Below are 19798 nucleotides of genomic sequence, written 5' to 3'. Positions count from 1 at the left end.
TCCAACAGGATCGTGCCCCAGCGGCCTTTGGCGGCGAGAGCCTGGCAATGACCCCGATTGGGGGAAAAAATCGAATGTGATTGGGGTTGCAGCCGGTTCCTCGACCTGAAACCACTCGACGGCCACCCGATGAACCAAGATTTATGGGTATGTCCATCCGGCGCGAAGCCGCATTGCACTATGGTGGCCTTCATCGAAGGGAGTTGAACAGGATGCGGCGAGACCGCGGGCACGAAGCGGATGCGCCGTGGCAGATCCCGGTGCGCGGTTGGATGGATATCCTGGGCCGGGCCTGGAAGGAAACCGGCAAGAAGAACCTGTCGCTCGTTGCGGGCGGGGTGACCTATTACGTGCTGCTGGCGCTGTTCCCCGCTCTGGCCGCGCTTATTTCGGTCTATGGTCTGGTCGGAAACCCGGCGGAGGTGACGAAAATCGTGCAGTCGCTGTCCGGCGTGCTTCCGCCCTCGACCTCGACACTGATCGCCAACAACCGCACCAATTCGTCACCGCGCCGCGCGGGAGCCTGGGCTTTGGTGCGGTTGTTGGCATCGTGATCGCGCTCTGGAGCAGCATGCGCGGGATGAGCGGCATGATGACGGCGCTCGGCATCGCCTACGATCAGCCGGAGCGACGGGGATTCATCTGGTTCAACGCAACCGCCCTGCTGCTGGCCGTCGTGGTTATCGTCGGCGGGTTGATCGCCCTGGCGCTCGTCGCAGGCCTGCCTGTGATGCTGAACGGAGCGGGTGCGCTCGGTCCGGCGCGCTGGATCGGTCTGGTCGTCGAATGGCCGATTCTGATCGTGTTCGTCATCGGAATGCTGGCGCTGATCTACCGCTACGGGCCGGACGGGGACGAACCGGAATGGAAATGGACTTCGTCCGGCACGATCGCGGCCACGATTTTGTGGATTATCGGTTCGGTCCTGTTCACCGTCTATGTTTATCACTTCGACAGTTACAACACGACCTACGGCGTATTGGGTGCGCTGGGGATTCTGCTGACCTGGATGTGGTTGTCGGCGTTCGTTGTGCTGTTCGGGGCCGAGATCAACGGCGAATCCGAGCGGAAAGCGCGGCAGGATACCGTGGTTGGCGTCCCGTTACCGATGGGCCAACGGGGGGCGGGGGATGCCGGCACGGTTGCTCGCTAACGCAGGCGGCGACGCAGATTGTCGATATAGACCGCGCCGATCACGACGATGCCAAGGATGACCTGTTCGACATAGGAGGAAATGCCGGCGAGCTGGGTGCCGTTCTTCAGGATGGTCATGAGCAAAGCACCGAGCACGCTGCCCAGGATGGTGCCGACGCCGCCGAACAGCGAGCCGCCGCCGATTACCACCGCGGCGATGGCGTAGAGTTCGTAATTGGCCCCCGATGTCGGCTGCGCGGCGGCGGTGTAGGCGAGATAGACGATACCCGCGAGCGACGAGATGACGCCGCCGAGGATGTAGATCAGCATCAGATGGCGCGGCACGTTGATGCCGACCCGGCGCGCCGCTTCGGGGTTGCTGCCGATCGCCAGGGTGTAGCGGCCGAACCGGGTTTTATTGAGAACGAACGCCGAGATCAGCGCGAGCACGATCGCGATCCAGCCCATATTGGGAAATCCCGCGATGGTGCCCTGCGCGATGTTCTGGAAGCTTTCCGGCAGGCCGAAGACCGGCGTGCCGTTGGTGGTGAGCAGGGCGGCGCCGAGCGCGATCGCCAGCATCCCCAGCGTCGCGATGAAGGGCGGCACGCCGAGCACGACGACCGAACCGCCGATGATCGCGCCCACCAGCGCGCCGAGCAGCAGGGTGAGTAGAATGCCTAGAACGATGCCGAGATGGGTATCGACGATCACGATGGCGCAGATCATCGAGGATAAGGCGACGACGGAGCCTTGCGAGATGTCGATCCCCGCCGTCGCGATGATAAAGGTCTGGGCGATCGCGAGGATGGCGATTACCGCGACCTGCTGGGCGATATGGAACCAGTTGACCGGGCTGAGGAAGCGCGGATTGAGGAAGCCGAAGACGACGACCAGGACCGCGATGCTGATCAGCGCGAAGGCGAGCTGGCGGACGAAGCGAAGCAGCGCCCGGCCGCGCGGAATCGTCTCGACCTGGATGAGGGGCTGGGTTTGCTGATCCATCGTCCGCTTTGCTCCGGTCAGCTGCCCGGCTTATAGTTTGGCGCGTATTGGCGGATCGCCGCCGTCGCTTTCGCGCTGCTCAGATTTTTCGGAGTCAGCAGAAAGTACGGCGTATTGATGCGCTTCGGCAGGGTTTTTCCGGCGAGCTTGTCGAGCATCGCGACGACCGCGTAATAGCCCATGTCGTAGGGCGATTGCAGGATCGACGCCTGGATGATTCCCGATTTGACATAGGCGATCTCGCCGAGATCGGCATCGAACCCGACGACCTTCACCTTCGCGTGGGCGCGCTGCACCGCCTCGGCCGGGCCGAGAGCGGCACGGTCGTTGGCGCCGAAAATCACGTCGAGATGCGGATATTGGGTCAGCATGGTGGTCGCGATGCGCAGCCCCTTGCTGACGCTGTTCTGCGAATACTGGATCGGCCCCATCCGCTTGATGGCGGAATAGGATTTCATCCCGAGCATGAATCCCTTGGGCCGCGCGATGCCGGTGGAGGCGGTGTGGTTGAAATCGACGATCGCATATTGGCCCTTGCGGTTCATCAGGTGTTCGGCGGTATATTTCGCGAGTGCCGAGGCGGCGCCGACATTCGAGGTGGCGAGGAAGCAATCGGCGATGTTGGGCGACAGGCCGGAATCCACCGTCACCACCGGGATGCGATGGGCGAGGGCGGATTTGACCGGCTTGAGCAGCGCCTGCGGGTTCTGCGCGGCGAGGATGATGCCGTCGGTGCCGGCGGTCACCGCGTTATTGACCATCGCGATCTGGCCGGCGAGGTCAAGGCCGCTGGCGGGCGCTTCGAAATTCACCGTGACGCCGAATTTCTTCGCCGCCGCGTCGGCGCCGTCGCGCACCGCGAGCCAGTAGGGCGATGCGTTGGATTTGGTGATCAACTCGAAATGATAATGCTTCGCGGGTTTGGCCGGCGTCGCCAGCGCGGCGACGGTGGCGCTCGGTGTCGCGGCATCGGCCTGGGGCGCGGTGAGTGCCGCGCCGGCGGTCAGCGCCGCGGCGCCGAGACCGGCAAGCATCAAACGTGTCGTTAGCATGAGTCTCTCCCTTTTCAGTTGTTGGTTTCCGCATCGGCATAGCCGGTCATGTAGCGGATCAGTTCGGTCTGCGAGGTCTGGTTCGATCGCGCGTCGAACACCGCGCGACCGCGATACATGACCATCACCCGGTCGCAGACTTTCAGGATCTCGACCAGGTTATGACCGATGAACAAGACGCCGATTCCCTCGCTCGCCAGTTGCCGCGCCATTTTCAGGACGTTTTCGGTCTCCATCACCGCGAGCGCCGCGGTGGGTTCGTCCATGATGACGATTTTCGCCTTCCAGTAGATGGCGCGTGCGATCGCCACCGCCTGGCGCTGCCCGCCGGACAGGTCGAGCACCCGCGCCGACGGATCGGGGATGTGGCTTTCGATGCGGGCGAGGAGGGATGCGACCTCGCCGTGGATTTTCGCCTCGTCAAGCATCGGAATCAGGCCGGCGAGGCGGCGCACCGGCTCGCGGCCGAGAAAGATGTTCGCGCCGACATCGAGATGATCGGCCAAGGCGAGATCCTGATAGATCGTCTCGATGCCGGCGTTGCGCGCATCGCGCGGCGTGCGGAAGGCGACTTCGGCACCGGCCAGCCGGATCGTGCCGGCATCGGCCCGATGGACGCCGGAAATCACTTTCATCAGCGTCGATTTGCCGGCGCCGTTGTCGCCGACTACGCCGAGCACCTCGCCGGGAGCGACCTGCATCGATACGCCGCGCAGCACCTCGACCGCACCGAAATGCTTGTCGATGCCGGCGACTTCGAGGGCAGGGATGGTCATGCGCGCGAGTCCGGCGTTTGAAGGCGGCCAAGGAGCAAAGTAATCTGCGCGGTCGTTTGGACAAGCCGCCTCATCTTTGTTTCCTCCGGCACCGGACTAATTGGCCTAAAGGCCGGACCATTCGCTGGGTTCAATTACCAATAAACGACAGGCATGACAAGCTAAACCGATAGCATTATTCGCGGAGAAAAACATCGATCACCATGTCGAGATGGACGATCATCGCGTCGCGCGCGCCGGCCTCCGATCCGGCGCGGATCGAGTCGAGGATGGCAGCGTGCTGGGATTCTGAATTCGCGATCATCTCGGCGGTTGTGTAAAGCGATTGCAGCCGGCGGAACATGCCGCCATAGGCGTGACCGAGCAGCACGATCATGAACTGCTCGAACGCAGCGTTGCCGCTGGCCTGGGCAATGCGGATATGGAACATCCGATCGCCGGGATGGGTGGTGGAGCGCGCGCGATTATCGGCGACATTCTGGGCGAAGGCGGCTTCGATCGCCGCAATATCGGCCGAGGTGGCGCGCCGTGCGGCAAGGGCGGCGGCCTCGGGTTCGACCAGGCGGCGCGCCTGGAGCAGCGCGAAAGGCGGGATTTCGACATCGAGATCGAGCGCGACCGGCAATTCGGGATCGGGGCCGGGACGGGTGAGGCGCATCACCCGGCGCATCAGCGAATCGCCTTGCGCCTCGGCGGGCGGGATCGCGCGGACCAGAACCCCGTCACCCACCCTGACATCGACGAGGCCGAGCACTTCGAGCGCGATCAGCGCCTCGCGCACCGAGGACCGGCTGACACCCAGGGAGGTGGCTAGATCGCGCTCCGGCGGCAGGTAGCTGCCCGGCCTATAGACGCCGCTCGCGATCAGGTCGCGAATCTGATCCGCGATCTGGCTGTAGATCCGGCGATTGCGGATCGGTTCCAGTGCCATTCCTGGTTTCGCCCTCCTGGCTGGCTTGCGTGACGCAAAATGGCTTGATACTGGTTGCTTAGCATTGGTCCGGCCATTGATCCAGTGACCAGATGAGGGGACGCTTCCGATGACCCGTATCACGGGATTCGAGACCTATGATTTGCGGTTCCCGACCTCGCGCCAGCGCGACGGGTCGGACGCGATGAACCCGGACCCGGATTATTCCGCCGCTTATGTGATCCTGCGCACCGACCAGGACGGGCTTGCCGGCCATGGTCTGACCTTCACGATCGGACGCGGCACCGAGATTTGCGTTGCCGCGATCCGCGCGCTGGTGCCGCGCGCGGTGGGGCTGGAACTCGACTGGATCAGGGAAAATCCGGCGCGGTTCTGGCGGCATCTGACCGGCGATTCGCAATTGCGCTGGATCGGGCCGGACAAGGGCGCGCTCCATCTCGCCACCGCCGCCATCGTCAACGCGGTGTGGGATTTATGGGCGAAGGCTGAGGGCAAGCCGGTGTGGCGGCTGGTTGGCGAGATGAGCCCGGAGGAGATCGTCCGGGCGATCGATTTTCGCTACATCACCGACTGCGTCACGCCGGAAGATGCGCTCGATTTTCTGCGCGATGCCGCGCGCGGCAAGGCTGAGCGGCTGCGCACGCTGCTGGCGGGCGGTTATCCCTGCTATACCACCTCGGTGGGATGGCTCGGTTACGACGATGAAAAGCTGCGCCGGCTGATCGGCGAGGCGATGGCGTCGGGGTTCCGCTATCTCAAGTTCAAGGTTGGGCAGAATATCGACGACGATATCCGCCGGCTGACGATCGCGCGCGAGATCGCCGGGGCGGATTGCCGGTTCATGATCGACGCCAATCAGGTCTGGGAGGTCGGCCAGGCGATCGACTGGGTGAAGCGCCTGACTTTCGCCGATCCGTGGTTCATCGAGGAGCCGACCTGCCCGGACGACGTGGAGGGGCATCGGGCGATCCGCGCGGCGGTGGCGCCGGTCAAGGTCGCGACCGGCGAGATGTGCCAGAACAGGGTGATGTTCAAGCAGTTCATCATGCGCGGTGCGATCGACGTGGTGCAGGTCGATGCCTGCCGGCTGGGTGGGCTGAACGAGGTGCTGGCGGTGCTGCTGATGGCGGCGAAGCACGAATTGCCGGTATGGCCCCATGCCGGCGGCGTCGGGTTGTGCGAATATGTGCAGCATATCTCGATGATCGACTATCTGGCGATCTCGGGGACGATGGCGGATCGGGTGATCGAATATGTCGATCATCTGCACGAGCATTTCATCGATCCCTGCGTGATCAGCGACGCCGCTTACATGCCGCCCGAGGCGCCGGGCTATTCGATCGCGATGAAGCCCCAATCCCTGCGCGATTATCGGTTCGACGGGGGAGTGTGATGGAACTCGGGTTGTCGGGCCGGGTGGTGATCGTGACCGGCGGTTCCGCCGGGATCGGCGAGGCGATCACGCGCGTGCTGATTGGCGAAGGTGCGGTGCCGGTGGTTTTTGACCGCGCGCCGCCGGAAGATGCGCCGGGCAGCATTGATTTTTGCGCCGTCGATCTAACCGATGTTGATGCCTGCGGCGAGGCGGTGCGGCGCGTGGTGGCGCGGCACGGCAGGATTGACGGGCTGGTGAATAACGCCGGCGTGAATGACGGCGCCGGGCTGGATGCCGGGGTGGGTGCGTTCCGCGCATCGCTGGAACGCAATCTGGTGCATTACTACACGATGATGCATTTCTGTCTGCCGCATCTGCGCGCTTCGCGCGGTGCCGTGGTGAATATCGCCTCGAAAGTGGCGCTGACCGGGCAGGGGCGCACCAGCGGCTATGCGGCGGCGAAAGGCGGCCAACTGGCGCTGACGCGGGAATGGGCGGCGGAACTCGCCGGCGATGGCATCAGGGTGAACGCGGTCGTGCCGGCCGAGGTCGATACGCCGATGTACCGGGCGTGGCTGGCCGGTTTTCCCGATCCCGCCGCGCGGCGCGACGCGATCGTCAGGCGGATTCCGCTCGGCGCGCGGATGACCCGGCCCGAGGAGATCGCGGCGAGCGCGGTGTTTCTGTTGTCGGACGCCGCATCGCATAGTACCGGGCAATGGCATGTCGTCGATGGCGGCTATGTCCATCTCGACCGGGCATTAGAGCAAGGTAGATTTTGATTGAACCATTGCGTTCAATCAAAATCTGCCAACTTGCTCGCCAAAATCAGAGTAGAGGTGATCGACCCAGACGATCACCGCTAAATGAGGGGAATGACTGAATGCTGTTAGGGATCGATCCGCTGCTCACCGCCGATCTGCTTCATGCGCTGCGCGCCATGGGGCATGGTGACGCCATTGCGATTGTCGATGCGAATTTTCCGGCGACCGCGAACACCCGCCGGCTGGTGGTGCTGCCGGGCTGCGACGCCAGCGCCATGCTGCGCGCGATTCTGAGCGTGCTGCCGGTGGACGATTTCATCGCCCACCCGCTGACCACGATGCAGGTGGTGGGCGACCCGGACGCGGTGCCCCCGGCGGTGGCCGAATTTCGCATGATCGCGGGCGAGGCGGGAATGGGCAGCGTCGAGCGCCATGAGTTCTACCGCCTGACGCGCGAGGCGTTCGCGATCGTGCAGACCGGTGACCGGCGGCTTTATGCCAATGTCATCGTCACGAAAGGCGTGATCCGGGCATGACGTGATGCGCATCGACGCGCATATGCATCTCTGGCTTGTGGCGCGCGGCGATTATGGCTGGCTGACGCCGGATTTGCCGATCCATCGCGATTACGATCTCGCCGATGCGCGTGAGGTAGCCACGGGAATCGAAGGCGTGGTGCTGGTGCAGGCGGCACCCACCGAGGCGGAAACGCATTTTCTCCTGGAGATTGCAAGAAACTCGGATGGATTCGTGCGCGGCGTCGTCGGTTGGACCGACCTCGCGGCAGGGGATGCGCCCAAGCGGATCGCCGCACTGGCCCGCGATCCCCTGCTCAGGGGATTGCGACCGATGCTCCAGGACATCGCCGATCCCGGCTGGATTTTGCGCGGCGACGTGGCGCGCGGGCTGGATGCGATGGTGAAGGCTGGGCTCGCGCTCGACCTGCTGATCCGGCCGGCGCATCTGCCGCATTGCGTGGCGCTGGCGCGGCGCCATCCCGGTCTTGCCATGGCGATCGACCATTGCGCGAAACCCGACATCGCGGACGGTGCCTTTGCTTCCTGGGCCGACGCGATCGGTGCCGTGGCCGGCGAGACAAGGATAGCGTGCAAACTCTCCGGGCTGGTCACCGAGGCGGCGGGCGATGCCAGGCTGGACGCTATCGCGCCCTATGCGCGTCACGCGATCCGCGCCTTCGGCCCGGACCGGCTGATCTGGGGCAGCGACTGGCCGGTGCTCACCCTCGCGGGCGATTACGGGGCATGGCGTGCGGCGGCGCAAGCGCTGGTCCGGCAGGAACTGCCCGAGGCCGAGGCTTTGGTATTCGGCGGCAATGCCGTGCGGTTCTATGGGCTTGGCGACTGATTTTCCGCGATAGCGCGGCCGTCTCTGCCGCGATGCGCCGCCGATTATTTCTGGTGAACGATGCCGCAGAAAATGCTACGCTCAAGAACTGATTCCGATTATCGCGCAGCTCTGCAAAGGCCGAGGAGGTTGATTTGGAGCCGGACATGTTCGAAACGAACCGGAGCAATCCTGGAAAATCAGGGTATCCTCAGGAACTGGCCCGAGGCCTGAATCTCATCGAGAACATAGCCCTGGTGCTGTCGGACATCACGCCGATGGCGTCGCTGCTCGTCATCGCGCCGGTGGTGTTGAGCACGGCCGGCTCGGGCGCCGTTATCGCCTATCTGCTCGCGGGATTCGTCGCGATCAATATCGCGCTGTGCATGGGCGAACTCGGCTCGGTCTTCCCGGTTGCCGGGGGGTTGTATTCGATCGTCACCAAAGTTCTGGGCCGGCCGATCGGCTTCCTCGCCCTGCTCGACTATATCGGTCAGGCGATCTTTTTGCCGGCCAGCATCGCGATCGGGATCGGCACCTATCTTCATGCGCTCGACGCCGCGATTCCCGAAAACATATCCTCAGCAATCGCCATGGCGCTGATCACCCTGCTCGCGATCGCCCGCATCACCGCCAATGCGATTTTCGTCAGCGTCTTCCTCGTCATCGAAATCGGCGTGCTGACCTTCATGACCGTCGGCGGCCTGATCCATGTCACCCAGCCGATCGGCATTCTGCTGCACCCGGTCCTGCTGGTCGGCCAGACCGCGACGGCTTCCGGCGCACTGCATCCGGTGACGGTCGACGCGATCCTGGCCGCCCTGGCGGCTGCCTTGTTTTCGGTCAACGGCTATGACAGCGCCATCAATTTTTCCGAGGAGACCAAGGGGCCGGCAGCCAATATCGGCCGTGCCGTCATCATCGCCTGCTCGGTCGGGGTGGTTTTCGAAATCATCCCGTTCGTGGCCAGCGTTTTCGGCGCGCCCGATCTCAAGGCCTATCTTGCGTCGCAGACGCCGCTGACCTGGGTGATCGAGCAGGTTTTCGGGACCCTGATCGCGAGCCTCGTGCTCGTCGGCGCGATCGCCGCGATCGTCAACGCGACGCTCGCGATCACGCTGCAGTTTTCCCGAATCGTCTGGGCCAGCGCCCGCGATCAGGCGTGGCCGATGCCGGTCAACCGGGCGTTGGGCAAAGTGAGCCGGCGTTTTCATTCACCGTGGGTTGCAACGCTTTTGGTCGGCATCTGCGCCACCATCCTCGCCTATCAGTTCACCCTGGTCAGCGTCGTTACCTTCACGTCGGTTCTGCTCGTCGTGCTGTATGCGCTGGTCGCGATTTCGGCGATCGTCCATCGCGTCCGCTCCCGTGGCGAGGCGACGCCGTTCAGAATGCCGTTCTGGCCGGTCCCGCCGCTCATCGCCCTGATCGGTTCGGCGGTGACGCTCTATGAGCAGACCTATCAGGATATCCTGACCGTCGTGGCGATTTTCGTGGCCGGGCTTATCTATTACGGCCTCTATCTCGGCCGCCGCGGGGTGGGTTACGCGCCTTCGGCGGTCCCGGAAAACCTGCCGTGAAGAACGGCACCGGAACCAACCGGAGCTACGCGGGCAGATAGCCCAGAAGCTCGTCGGCGCTCATGACGTGGCAGTAGATCATGTTGATGATCTCGAGTTCCTTCCGGTGAAGGTCGTCGCTCGCGGCGGCACAGGCGTCCTCGATGACGATGACCTCGAAGCTCTCATCGGCGAGGCTGCGGACCGTCGAGGAAACGCATTGGTCGGTGAAAATACCGGTGCAGATGACCTGGCTGACTCCGAGATTATGCAGGATGAGGCGCAGATTCGTGCCGGTCAGCGCGGAATCGGTGGTTTTGGTGACCACGATCTCGTCGCCCACAGGCGCGATCGCCGGAACGATCCGCGCGGCGTCGCTGTCGCGCGGCAGCAGGAGATTGTTCCATCCCGGCATTTTCTGGCTGAGCGAGCGATCGCGCCCGTCAAGGGTCTGGCAGGCGATCCGGGCGAAGAGCACCTCCAGCCCGCCGGCGCGGAACCGCGCGAGGAGGCGCGCGATGGTCGGTAGGACCAGGCCGTGCATGCGCGTGTGAAATCCGTCCCACGCGTGATAGGCGTCGAGATCCCTGCCGTGCAGCGTCGCGATGTCCGGGCGTTCGAGATAGGTGTTCTGCACGTCGATGACGAGCAGCGCGACCTTGTCGCGCCCGAGCGCCGGGTCCGGCGGCTCCGGGGCGTTCTGGTAGTAGAGCGAACGGAAAGCGGTTTTCCAGTTGGACATCGGGTTCTTCCCTGAACGGGTTAGCGGATGAGCAGGATGCCGCCCATGACGAGCAGTGCGGCGACGCAGCGGACCGGCCGGAACCGCTCTTTCAGGACGAAAGTGGCGATCGCGACCGAAAACAGCACGCTGGTGCCGCGCAAGGCGGCGACGACCGCGATCGGCGCCACCGTCATCGCCCAGATCGCGATCCAGTAGGAGGCGAGCGACATCGCACCACCCGCCAGCCCCTGGCGCGTGTGGCGCAGCAGTTTCATGAACGAGGACGCGCCGTGGCGCCAGAGGACGATGATCGGCAGCGGCAATCCGTCGAGGACGAACAAAGTGGCGGCGTAGGCGCTGGGATTTCCGGCGGCGCGCGCGCCGATTCCATCCGTCAAGGTATAGAAGGAAATGATCAGCGCGGTGAGCAGCGCGAAGCCGATAGCGCCACGATTGGTCGCGACATTCCATCGTCCGCTCAGCGACAGCAGGATCACGCCCAGGCCGAGCACCACCACGCCAATTGTCGCCTGTGCACCGATCGGCTCGGCGACCAGGGCAAACGAGGCCAAGGCGGTCAGCAGGGGCACGCCGCCCCGCGCGATCGGGTAAATCTGGCTCATCTCCCCGCGCCGGTAAGCTTCGGTCAGCGCCAGATTGTAGCCGAGATGAAGTGCAATCGAACCGAGCAGCCATGGCCAGGCCGCCGCCTTCGGGGGGCCGAGGATCAGCATGAACGGCAGGCCGATCAGGCCGGCGCCCGCGGTGATCAGGGTCATCGCCAGGATGGGTTCGAGGCGCACCTTGAGGAAAGCGTTCCAGCCGGCATGCATCGCCGCTGCTGCGAGCAGTGCGGCGAAGACGACGGGGCCCGCGGTGAGAGACGGCGTCACCGGCAGGAGCCGATGCCGGACTCTGCCAAAAGAGGGGTTCGCAATTCCATCATGCCAGAGATTTTCGCCATCCGTCTCCTCTTTTCATGGCAGAAGCCCGTTTTTGTGTTGTCATAATTGTCATAAATGGATGCCATATCCAGGCCTGGGGTGAAGCGGGCTGGCCTGCTGCCGGCGCATTGGACCGCTGCGAAATTGGCTCATATCGAACTGAATGCTGCGGAACTGCCCGGCGGGGGGGGGGGGGATGCGAGTGACGGTAACGCTGACATTTCTCGATCTCGCGGGGGCGGTCGCGCTGCTGCTCTGGGGCGTGCGCATGGTGCAGACCGGCGTGCAGCGGGCGTTCGGCGCCCGGTTGCGTGGCTTTCTCGGCGGCGCGCTGCGCAATCGGCTCACCGCCTTTCTGGCCGGCATGGGCATCACCGCCATCATGCAGAGCAGCACCGCGACCGGCCTGATGGTGACCGGCTTTGTCGCGGAGGGGCTGGTGGACCTGGTGCCGGCGCTCGCGGTCATGCTGGGGGCCAATGTCGGCACCACGCTGATCGTGCAGGTTCTTTCGTTCGACGTGGCGGCGATCGCCCCGGCGCTGATCCTGGCCGGGGTTCTGCTGTTCCGCCGCGCGACGGCGGGCCCGCGCGACTTCGGCCGGGTGCTGATCGGCCTTGGTCTCGTGCTGATGGCCCTGCACCAGTTCGTGGGCGTGCTCGCCCCCTATGAGAACGTGCCCTTCCTGCGTCTTCTGCTCGGCGCGGTCGCGGCCCAGCCGGTTCTGGACGTCGTTCTTGCCGCGATTTTCACCTGGGCCGCGCATTCTTCGGTTGCCGTCGTTCTGCTGATCATGTCCTTCGCGGCGAACGGCACCGTGCCACCGGACGCCGCTTTCGCGCTGGTTCTGGGTGCCAATCTGGGCACCGCGTTCAACCCGGTGCTGGAGAGCGGCGCCGGCGACGACAGGGCGGCCAGGCGGCTGCCGATCGGCAATCTGCTCAACCGGGTGATCGGCGTCGCGGTCGCGCTGGCTCTGCTGCCGTATATCGGGCGGCTGATGGCGGCGATCGAGCCGAACGGCGCACGCGCGGTGGCCGATTTCCACACCCTGTTCAATCTGGTGCTGGCGGCGGTGTCCTTCCCGCTGCTGACGCCCTATGCTGTCCTGCTGCGGCGCCTGCTGCCGGCGCGGGTCGATCCGGCCGATCCGTCGCGGGTGATGTATCTCGATCCTCTGGCGCGCGAGACGCCGGTCGTGGCACTCGGCGGGGCGGCGCGCGAGGCGCTGCGGCTCGCGGACGTGCTGGAATCCATGCTGGTCGGGCTCAGGGACGTTTTCGAGCGCGGCGATCGCCGGCAGCTCGCCGAGACCAGGCACCTCGACAACGTGCTCGACACGCTCAACACCGCGATCAAGACCTATCTTACCGGGCTCGACCCGGAGGCGATGGCCGAGGCCGATCATCGCCGGGTGGCGGAAATCCTGACCTTCGCCCTGAACATGGAACACGCCGGGGATGTGGTGGACCGGAACCTGCTCGGGCTCGCGGCCAAGAAGATCAAGCGCGGCCTGGTTCTCCCACGGGAGGGTCAGGCCGAATTGCTCGGCGTCATCGATCGATTGATCGCGAACGTGCGGACGGCGGCGGCTTTGTTCGTGACCGAGGATGCGCGCGCGGCCCGCCTGCTCGCCGCCGAGAAGGAGGCGTTCCGGGATATCGAGGCTCACGCCACGTCCGTGCATTTCGAATGGTTGCGGGCCGGGCGGGTCGATATGGCCGAGACCAGCTCGCTGTATCTCGACACGCTGCGCGACCTCAAGCGGGTGAACGCCCACCTTGTCGCGGCGGCGGCATACCCCGTGCTTGAGGGCAAGGGCGAGCTGCTGCCGAGCAGGTTGCGCCAGGACGGGATGGAGGAAGATTAGGGTATGATGAGTTTAGGCTCATCACACTCAATCTCTTTGTTTGGCGAGCAATTTCATGGCTTTGCCGGATCGCTCCGCGATTCCGTCAAACGCCATATGGCTCTAAATACATCAGGCGGGCGTTCTGCCGGCAGGGAAGGTCAGCATGGTTCAGTTCACCGATCATGGAACAACAACCGAGCACCATCGTCGCCGTGTCGTTACCGGATTACTGATCGATCACATAACGATCCTGTGATGGCTCTGCGCTGTCACCCAGACCTGATAGATACGCAGACGCCACAGCGAAGTACCGGTATCCCGGATATTTGCCGACATAGGACGAGGCACGCCACCATGACCATCAAGACCCAAGCGGACCGCATACAAGGTGACAGCGAGATCGGCGGCCAACGCCCGGGGCGCGATGCGCTGATCGGCCAGATCGCGGGCGCGATCCGGCGCAGCCTTCAGGGATCGGCGGGCGATGCGGCGTGCCGTTTTCTGTTGCAATATACGGCAGGTATGGCAACCACCGATCTCGCGACTCGCTCGGTGGAGGACATCGCCGCTGCGTCGCTTTCGCTATGGTCCTTTGCGCAGGAACGCAAGCCCGGCACCAATAGTCTGCGGGTGTTTAACCCGCGTGGCAGTGGGGCCGGCTGGGGCAACGCGAATGCCGTGCTGGAACTGATCAACGACGACAAGCCCTTTCTCGTCGAGTCCGCACTCGCAGTGCTCCAGTCCTTCGAGCAGCCGGTTCATGCCCTGATTCATCCCGTGTTGCCCGTCACCCGCGACGGGGCCGGGCTTTTGCAGGCGATTGGCACCGGCAAACCTGAATCGATGATCCAGATCGCCTTCGGCCCGGAGGCCGATGCCGCGCGGATCGACGCGATCGCTGGAAGCCTCAGGCTGGCGATGGCCGATTTGTCGGCCGCTGTGGCCGATACCGAGCCCATGCGCACGGCCCTGCACGCGACGATCGAAACGATGCCCGAGGGTTCTGAACGCGATTTTCTGAACTGGATCGGCCAGGACAATTTCATCCTTCTCGGCATTCGCGATGTCCGCATGGGGCCGGACCTGAGCATCCTTTCGCCGGAAGCCGCCAGCCGGGCCGGGGTGGCCCCGTCGCTGGGTGTGCTGCGCGACCATGCCAACATCGTGTTCGATGTCCTGCGCGACGCTGAAACCTGGCGCGTGATCGCGCACGAGGCGCTGGGCCGGTTCGATCATATTGCGGTGGCGAAGGCCGACAGCCGCAGCCGCGTCCATCGAGCGCAACTCTACGATGTCGTCGTGGTCAAACGCCACAGTGCAGAGGGCGCGCCGATCGGGCTAACGTTGTTTGCCGGTCTGTTCGTTGCGGATTCCTATAACCGCAACCCACGAAGCATCCCCATGCTGCGCGACAAGGTCGATCGCATTCTCCATGCGTCCGGCGTCGATCCGGCCGGGCATGATGGCCGCGCCCTGCGCCATATTCTCGATACCTGGCCGCGGGATGATTTGTTCCAGGGCATGCCCGGAGAAATCCTCACCGCCGCCATGCGGGTGATGGGCCTGCAGGTGCGCCCGGAACTGGCCCTGTTCGTGCGGCGCGATCCGTTCGGGCGGCATCTTTCCGCGATCGTGTTCGTCCCGCGCGACCGGTTCGATACCACGCTCCGGCTCAACCTTGCTGCCATGATCAATCGCGCCACCGCGGGCGAACTCGCCGGATACGCGATTTCAATGGGCGACGGACCGCTCGCACGAGTGCATTTCATCATCGCGGCCGAACCGGCGCGGGCGCGGGCGCTCGATGTCGCCGCCCTCGAAGCGGCCATGACCGAGGCGGCGCGGAGCTTTCGGGAACGGCTCCGCGAAGCGCTCACCATGGAACAGGGCGGCGTGAACGCTGCCGCAACCCTTGCCGATTGGGGCAGCGCGTTTCCCGACGATTATGCCGCCGTCACGCCGGCAACCATCGCGGTGCAGGATATCGAAACCGCCGCGGCGGCCCGTGCGGCTGGCCGGTTCCGGCTTGCGCTGTCGCGGCCGTTCGGGGTGCCGGAGCATCGGGTGGTTCTAAAGCTGTTCCGGGCCGACGAACCAGTGCCGCTTTCGGATATCGTACCACTGATCGAAACCCTCGGGCTGCGCGTGATCGAGGAGGTGCCTTACCGCTTGGTCGCGCGCGGCGGCGTGGTGATGCTGCAACGCCTGACCCTGGAAACCGCCGATGGCGCGCCGTTCAATCTGGCCGGGCGCGGTGGCGCGGTTCTCGACGCGATCGAGGCGGAATCGGACCAGCGCTGCGAGATCGACGGGTTCAACCGCCTGATCCTGCGCTCCGGGCTGGACTGGCGCGAAACCTGGCTGCTGCGCGCCTTGTTCAAGTGGTGCCGTCAGGTCCGCGCCCCGTTCAGCCAGGGCGCGGTGGAAAGCGCGCTGGCCGCGCACCCAGCGGCAGCGCGGCTGCTGATCACGCTGTTTCATACCCGCTTCGATCCCGACCGCCCGCGCGATTCGGCGGCCGAGGCCGAACTGGCCGCCCGCTGGGTCCGGCTGCTCGACGATGTCACCAACCCGGATGAAGACCGTATCCTGCGCCGGCTCTACCTGCTGCTGGACTCTGTGCTGCGAACCAATTTCTACGACCGGACCAGCCCTCTCATCGCGCTCAAGATCGACAGCGCCAAGGCCGGGGACATGCCGCTGCCGCGCCCGATGGTCGAGATATGGGTACACGGCGCGCGGATGGAGGGCTGCCATCTGCGCGGCGGCATGATCGCGCGCGGCGGGATACGCTGGTCGGACCGGCGCGACGATTTCCGCACCGAAATTCTCGGTCTGATGAAAGCCCAGATGGTCAAGAACGTCGTCATCGTGCCGGTCGGGGCGAAGGGCGGCTTCGTTCTGAAATGCCCGCCCCCGCCCACCGGCGATGCGAATGCCGATCGCGAGGCGTTCATGGCCGAAGGCATCGCCTGCTATCGGCTGCTGATCAATGCCATGCTCGACATCACCGACAATCTGAAAGGCGGTGAGGTGGAGCCGCCCGCGCGGATCATGCGGCGCGATGGTGACGATCCGTATCTGGTAGTTGCCGCCGACAAGGGCACTGCGACCTTCAGCGATATCGCGAATGAAATCGCGGTGGCGCGCGGGTTCTGGCTTGGCGATGCCTTCGCCTCGGGCGGCTCGGTCGGGTACGATCACAAGGCGATGGGCATCACCGCGCGCGGCGCCTGGGTGAACATCGCGCGGCATTTCGACGAGCTGGGCCACGACATCCAGAGCCAGGACTTCACCTGCGCAGGCGTGGGCGACATGTCGGGCGACGTGTTCGGCAACGGCCTGCTGGTGAGCCACCATACCAAGCTGCTCGCCGCGTTCGACCATCGGCACGTGTTCATCGACCCCGACCCCGATCCGGCGGCGAGCTTTGAGGAACGCCGCCGGCTATTCGGGCTGAAACGCTCTTCCTGGGCGGATTACGATCCGGCCCGGATTAGCGCGGGCGGCGGTGTCTATCCGCGGCAGGCCAAGACCATTCCCCTCACGCCGCAGGTAGCTTCCATGCTGGGACTTGAGCCGGAGCCCCAAGAACCCGACCGGGTGTTGCGGGCGATCCTGACAATGCGAGTCGATCTGCTCTATTTCGGCGGCATCGGCACCTATGTGAAAGCGGCCACCGAGACCCAGGCCGACGCGGGCGACCGGGCCAACGACGCCATCAGGGTCGATGGACGGCAGATCGGCGCGCGGGTGATCGGCGAAGGGGCCAATCTCGCGGTGACCCAGGCCGGGCGGATTGAGGCGGCGCAGGCCGGCGTGCTGATCAATACTGACGCGCTGGACAATTCGGCGGGTGTCTCGACCTCGGACCACGAGGTCAATATCAAGATTTTGCTGGCTGGCGCCATCGAATCGGGCGGCCTGACCGCGCATCAGCGGGTCGATCTGCTCGGCTCGATGACCGATGAGGTGGCCGCACTGGTGCTGTGCGACAATCACCAGCAATCCCAGGCGATTTCGCTCGACGCGCTGGGCGGAGCGGCCGATCTGCCGGCGCAGAACGCGCTGATGACTCGGTTGGAAGCGGCGCGCATTCTTGATCGTGCCGTAGCCGGGTTGCCGGATGCATCCACCATGGCGGCGCGTGCCGCCGCAGGCCAGGCGCTGACGCGGCCCGAACACTGCACGCTGATGGCCCATGCCAAGCTCTATCTCGGTGCGGCGATCGATGTCTCGCCTTTGGTCGATGATCCGGCGCTCGACGCCGCATTGGTCGAATATTTTCCGGCGACCCTGCAATCGCGGTTCCGCGCCGATATCGAGCGCCACCGGCTGAAACGCGAACTGATCGGCACCGCGATCACCAATGAATTGATCAACCGGATGGGGGCGGCCGCGTTCGGGCGGATCGGTGCCGAATCCGGGCAGGATGCCCCGGCGATCGCGCTCGCGGCCCTGATCGCCCGCGCCGCGTTCGACCTGCCGGAACGCTGCCGCACGATCGAAGACCTCGGCATGGCGGTGCCGGCCGCCCTACGGCTTGGCATGTTGCAGGCGGTGCGGCGGTTGCAGGAAGCCACCGCACGAATCCTGCTCGCCGGCCCGTCGCTCGGCGCGATCGGTGCTGAGGTGGCCGCCCTCCGTCCCGGTCTCGCCGCCCTTACCGAAGCCGCCTACGACCGGCTACGCCGGACGGATGAGGTACGCATCATGACCGAGCAGGGCATCCCTCCAGAACTCGCCTGTTTCACCCAAGCGTTGCCTGATCTGCTGGTCGCGCCGATCGTGGTTCGGCTGGCGAACCGGCATCAATGCAAGATCAAGACGGTCCGCACGGCCTGGATCGGGACCGGCGAGAGTTTTGCGATCGATGCGTTGCGCAGCTCGCTGGCCGCCGTGCCCAACACCGGCGGCTGGGCGGCACGCGCCACCGCGTCGCTTGCGGATGAGCTCAACGAATTGCAAAGCCATCTGGTCGAGGCGACCCTGACCAGAGGCTGTGTCCCCGCAGATCTGCGCATCACGATCGGCCGGCCGGCCGAGACTGCCGTGGCGCTGGCGCACGAAGTCGCACTGCTGCCCGACCTCGCGGCGATGATCGTGGCCGTACGCGCCCTGCGGGGCGTCACGGCCTGAACGCAGCATTATACCATGTGTGGACGGCGCCGTTTTGGCAAGAGCTTTCTTTCGGGATGACATTTGGTCGGGTGCAGCCATGTGTTCGGCCTTGAATGAAGCGGCTCTCATGGCTGCGGCCCTGATGAGATTCGCGGACCGGATCCAACCAGCGGAACGTGCTTGGAGGCACCTGGCTTTCCTGGACTTTCCCGATCCTCGGCTCGACCGATTTGTCATCACGACATTGCAGCCCTCACCAAACGCGTACCCTTTTTTTGACCGCCGGCCCTACTGGGCAATTATGCCGCAGCGCCTGTGACTGGTACACATGCCTTGGCAGCCAGGAATTTCTGGCCGCTGTGGATCAAGGTCCAGGCGATACGCGCCAGCTTGTTGGCGACTGCAATCGCCACGACCCGAGCCGGCTTCGTGGCAAGCAGCCGGTTGATCCATGAGGCGAGCGGGGTTGCCTTGTTGCGCGCCGCGTAAATTGTAAAATCGCGTCCAATTCTGATGGTGTGGAACGCCCCCACCCAACCGCTGGCGTTCGCTGCGGCCGAACTGCGGTAGGATGCCGAACCGTCAACATAGGAGGGTGTATCCATGGAATGGATTGTGACGATTGGCCTGGATCTGGCGAAAAACATCTTCCAGGTTCACGGGGTTGCCGCGGACGGGCGCGTCATTGTGCGCCGGCAGTTGCGACGAGCGGACATGAGACCGTTCTTCAGCAAGTTGCCGGCCTGCCTGATCGGCATGGAAGCGTGTAGTTCGGCACATTACTGGGGGCGCGAGCTTGTAGCCATGGGGCATACGGTGAAGATGATGCCGCCTGCCTACGTCAAGCCTTATGTGAAACGGGGTAAGACCGATGCGGCGGACGCCGCGGCAATTTGCGAGGCGGTGACACGACCGACGATGCGGTTCGTGCCGATCAAGACGGCCGAGCAGCAGGCTGTTCTGACCTTGCACAAGGTACGGGAGTTGTTGGTGCGGCAGAAGGTGATGCTGACCAATGCGATGCGCGCCCATCTCGGCGAATTCGGCATGGTCGCCTCCCAGGGACCCGGTGGCATGACGCAGTTGTTCGAAATGTTCCGAACCTGCGGCGACGCGTTGCCGGCGTTCGCGCACGCCGCCTTGAACGGGATCATCGCGCAGATCGAGAGTGCAGAACAGCAGATCAAAGCGATCGAGATTAAAATCATGGCCTGGCA

At 64.6% G+C, this 19798-nt stretch carries 17 protein-coding genes; 10 read left to right on the top strand and 7 right to left on the bottom strand.

Annotated elements, in window-relative coordinates; translation table 11 throughout:
- The first annotated feature begins 212 nt into the window (after window positions 1-212).
- Both L2A60_RS07980 and L2A60_RS07975 read left to right on the top strand, forming a co-directional pair.
- Window positions 213-554 carry a YhjD/YihY/BrkB family envelope integrity protein gene (locus L2A60_RS07980; protein ID WP_235703850.1) on the top strand — a complete coding sequence of 114 codons (342 nt, stop codon included), beginning with the start codon at window positions 213-215 and terminating at the stop codon, window positions 552-554.
- A 17-nt stretch (window positions 555-571) separates the two neighbouring features.
- Complete coding sequence (locus L2A60_RS07975) at window positions 572-1153, top strand: YihY/virulence factor BrkB family protein (RefSeq protein WP_235703849.1); 582 nt, start codon at window positions 572-574, stop codon at window positions 1151-1153.
- On the opposite strand, the gene L2A60_RS07970 is transcribed toward L2A60_RS07975, so the two are convergent.
- The 4 genes from L2A60_RS07970 to L2A60_RS07955 all read right to left on the bottom strand — a co-directional run bounded on the left by L2A60_RS07970 (window position 1150) and on the right by L2A60_RS07955 (window position 4898).
- Window positions 1150-2139 (bottom strand): ABC transporter permease, encoded by a 990-nt coding sequence (locus L2A60_RS07970; protein WP_235703848.1) that lies wholly within the window; start codon window positions 2137-2139, stop codon window positions 1150-1152. The genes L2A60_RS07975 and L2A60_RS07970 overlap by 4 nt on opposite strands.
- Before the next feature lie 17 nt (window positions 2140-2156).
- Window positions 2157-3191, bottom strand: a complete 1035-nt coding sequence (locus L2A60_RS07965; protein WP_235703847.1) for a substrate-binding domain-containing protein — start codon at window positions 3189-3191, stop codon at window positions 2157-2159.
- 14 nt (window positions 3192-3205) lie between these two features.
- Entirely contained in the window at window positions 3206-3967 is a 762-nt protein-coding gene (locus tag L2A60_RS07960; RefSeq protein WP_235703846.1) for an ATP-binding cassette domain-containing protein, read from the bottom strand.
- Between the two features lie 175 nt (window positions 3968-4142).
- Complete coding sequence (locus tag L2A60_RS07955) at window positions 4143-4898, bottom strand: FadR/GntR family transcriptional regulator (protein ID WP_235703845.1); 756 nt, start codon at window positions 4896-4898, stop codon at window positions 4143-4145.
- Between the two features lie 109 nt (window positions 4899-5007).
- Between L2A60_RS07955 and L2A60_RS07950 the strand changes: the two genes are divergently transcribed.
- The 5 genes from L2A60_RS07950 (at window position 5008) to L2A60_RS07930 (ending at window position 9961) form a co-directional block, all read left to right on the top strand.
- Entirely contained in the window at window positions 5008-6291 is a 1284-nt protein-coding gene (locus L2A60_RS07950; protein ID WP_235703844.1) for an L-fuconate dehydratase, read from the top strand.
- On the top strand, window positions 6291-7055 hold the full coding sequence (locus tag L2A60_RS07945) for an SDR family oxidoreductase (RefSeq protein WP_235703843.1): 765 nt from the start codon (window positions 6291-6293) through the stop codon (window positions 7053-7055). Before L2A60_RS07950 ends, L2A60_RS07945 begins: the two co-directional genes overlap by 1 nt.
- Before the next feature lie 101 nt (window positions 7056-7156).
- Window positions 7157-7573 carry an RbsD/FucU family protein gene (locus L2A60_RS07940; protein ID WP_235703842.1) on the top strand — a complete coding sequence of 139 codons (417 nt, stop codon included), beginning with the start codon at window positions 7157-7159 and terminating at the stop codon, window positions 7571-7573.
- A gap of 4 nt (window positions 7574-7577) precedes the next feature.
- Window positions 7578-8402, top strand: coding sequence for an amidohydrolase family protein (locus L2A60_RS07935; RefSeq protein WP_235703841.1), 825 nt, complete (start codon window positions 7578-7580; stop codon window positions 8400-8402).
- 146 nt (window positions 8403-8548) lie between these two features.
- Window positions 8549-9961 carry an APC family permease gene (locus L2A60_RS07930; RefSeq protein ID WP_235703840.1) on the top strand — a complete coding sequence of 471 codons (1413 nt, stop codon included), beginning with the start codon at window positions 8549-8551 and terminating at the stop codon, window positions 9959-9961.
- A 25-nt stretch (window positions 9962-9986) separates the two neighbouring features.
- On the opposite strand, the gene L2A60_RS07925 is transcribed toward L2A60_RS07930, so the two are convergent.
- Together L2A60_RS07925 and L2A60_RS07920 are read right to left on the bottom strand one after the other, a co-directional pair.
- Window positions 9987-10682 (bottom strand): cysteine hydrolase family protein, encoded by a 696-nt coding sequence (locus tag L2A60_RS07925; protein ID WP_235703839.1) that lies wholly within the window; start codon window positions 10680-10682, stop codon window positions 9987-9989.
- A 20-nt stretch (window positions 10683-10702) separates the two neighbouring features.
- Window positions 10703-11557: an EamA family transporter gene (locus L2A60_RS07920; protein WP_235703838.1), complete on the bottom strand. Its 855-nt coding sequence runs from the start codon at window positions 11555-11557 to the stop codon at window positions 10703-10705.
- Window positions 11558-11804: 247 nt separating this feature from the next.
- Here L2A60_RS07920 and L2A60_RS07915 point away from each other — a divergent pair, with 247 nt between their 5' ends.
- Both L2A60_RS07915 and L2A60_RS07910 read left to right on the top strand, forming a co-directional pair.
- Window positions 11805-13478: a Na/Pi cotransporter family protein gene (locus L2A60_RS07915; RefSeq protein ID WP_235703837.1), complete on the top strand. Its 1674-nt coding sequence runs from the start codon at window positions 11805-11807 to the stop codon at window positions 13476-13478.
- A 336-nt stretch (window positions 13479-13814) separates the two neighbouring features.
- The gene (locus L2A60_RS07910) at window positions 13815-18599 is read left to right on the top strand and encodes an NAD-glutamate dehydrogenase (RefSeq protein ID WP_235703836.1); all 4785 of its coding nucleotides are present in this window, start codon (window positions 13815-13817) and stop codon (window positions 18597-18599) included.
- A gap of 281 nt (window positions 18600-18880) precedes the next feature.
- On the opposite strand, the gene L2A60_RS20870 is transcribed toward L2A60_RS07910, so the two are convergent.
- Window positions 18881-19186, bottom strand: a complete 306-nt coding sequence (locus L2A60_RS20870) for a hypothetical protein (RefSeq protein WP_407932530.1) — start codon at window positions 19184-19186, stop codon at window positions 18881-18883.
- On the opposite strand from L2A60_RS20870, the gene L2A60_RS07900 reads away from it, so the two are divergent.
- A partial coding sequence (locus tag L2A60_RS07900) for an IS110 family RNA-guided transposase (protein WP_235703835.1) occupies window positions 19185-19798 on the top strand: 614 nt, incomplete at its 3' end. The two genes, L2A60_RS20870 and L2A60_RS07900, sit on opposite strands and share 2 nt — an antisense overlap.

Origin of the sequence: Acidiphilium iwatense (assembly GCF_021556475.1) — a bacterium.
Taxonomy (GTDB): domain Bacteria; phylum Pseudomonadota; class Alphaproteobacteria; order Acetobacterales; family Acetobacteraceae; genus Acidiphilium; species Acidiphilium iwatense.
Note: the sequence above shows the minus strand (reverse complement) of the source record. Positions and strands in the feature narration are given on the sequence as shown.

What these genes read in the sequence shown, in the direction of transcription:
- L2A60_RS07970 (WP_235703848.1), bottom strand. Translation starts at nt 2,139, where the DNA reads ATGGATCAGCAAACCCAGCCCCTCATCCAGGTCGAGACGATTCCGCGC.
- L2A60_RS07945 (WP_235703843.1), top strand. Translation starts at nt 6,291, where the DNA reads ATGGAACTCGGGTTGTCGGGCCGGGTGGTGATCGTGACCGGCGGTTCC.
- L2A60_RS07980 (WP_235703850.1), top strand. Translation starts at nt 213, where the DNA reads ATGCGGCGAGACCGCGGGCACGAAGCGGATGCGCCGTGGCAGATCCCG.
- L2A60_RS07955 (WP_235703845.1), bottom strand. Translation starts at nt 4,898, where the DNA reads ATGGCACTGGAACCGATCCGCAATCGCCGGATCTACAGCCAGATCGCG.
- L2A60_RS07915 (WP_235703837.1), top strand. Translation starts at nt 11,805, where the DNA reads ATGCGAGTGACGGTAACGCTGACATTTCTCGATCTCGCGGGGGCGGTC.
- L2A60_RS07950 (WP_235703844.1), top strand. Translation starts at nt 5,008, where the DNA reads ATGACCCGTATCACGGGATTCGAGACCTATGATTTGCGGTTCCCGACC.
- L2A60_RS20870 (WP_407932530.1), bottom strand. Translation starts at nt 19,186, where the DNA reads ATGGATACACCCTCCTATGTTGACGGTTCGGCATCCTACCGCAGTTCG.
- L2A60_RS07965 (WP_235703847.1), bottom strand. Translation starts at nt 3,191, where the DNA reads ATGCTAACGACACGTTTGATGCTTGCCGGTCTCGGCGCCGCGGCGCTG.
- L2A60_RS07925 (WP_235703839.1), bottom strand. Translation starts at nt 10,682, where the DNA reads ATGTCCAACTGGAAAACCGCTTTCCGTTCGCTCTACTACCAGAACGCC.
- L2A60_RS07935 (WP_235703841.1), top strand. Translation starts at nt 7,578, where the DNA reads ATGCGCATCGACGCGCATATGCATCTCTGGCTTGTGGCGCGCGGCGAT.
- L2A60_RS07960 (WP_235703846.1), bottom strand. Translation starts at nt 3,967, where the DNA reads ATGACCATCCCTGCCCTCGAAGTCGCCGGCATCGACAAGCATTTCGGT.
- L2A60_RS07910 (WP_235703836.1), top strand. Translation starts at nt 13,815, where the DNA reads ATGACCATCAAGACCCAAGCGGACCGCATACAAGGTGACAGCGAGATC.
- L2A60_RS07975 (WP_235703849.1), top strand. Translation starts at nt 572, where the DNA reads ATGCGCGGGATGAGCGGCATGATGACGGCGCTCGGCATCGCCTACGAT.
- L2A60_RS07940 (WP_235703842.1), top strand. Translation starts at nt 7,157, where the DNA reads ATGCTGTTAGGGATCGATCCGCTGCTCACCGCCGATCTGCTTCATGCG.
- L2A60_RS07930 (WP_235703840.1), top strand. Translation starts at nt 8,549, where the DNA reads ATGTTCGAAACGAACCGGAGCAATCCTGGAAAATCAGGGTATCCTCAG.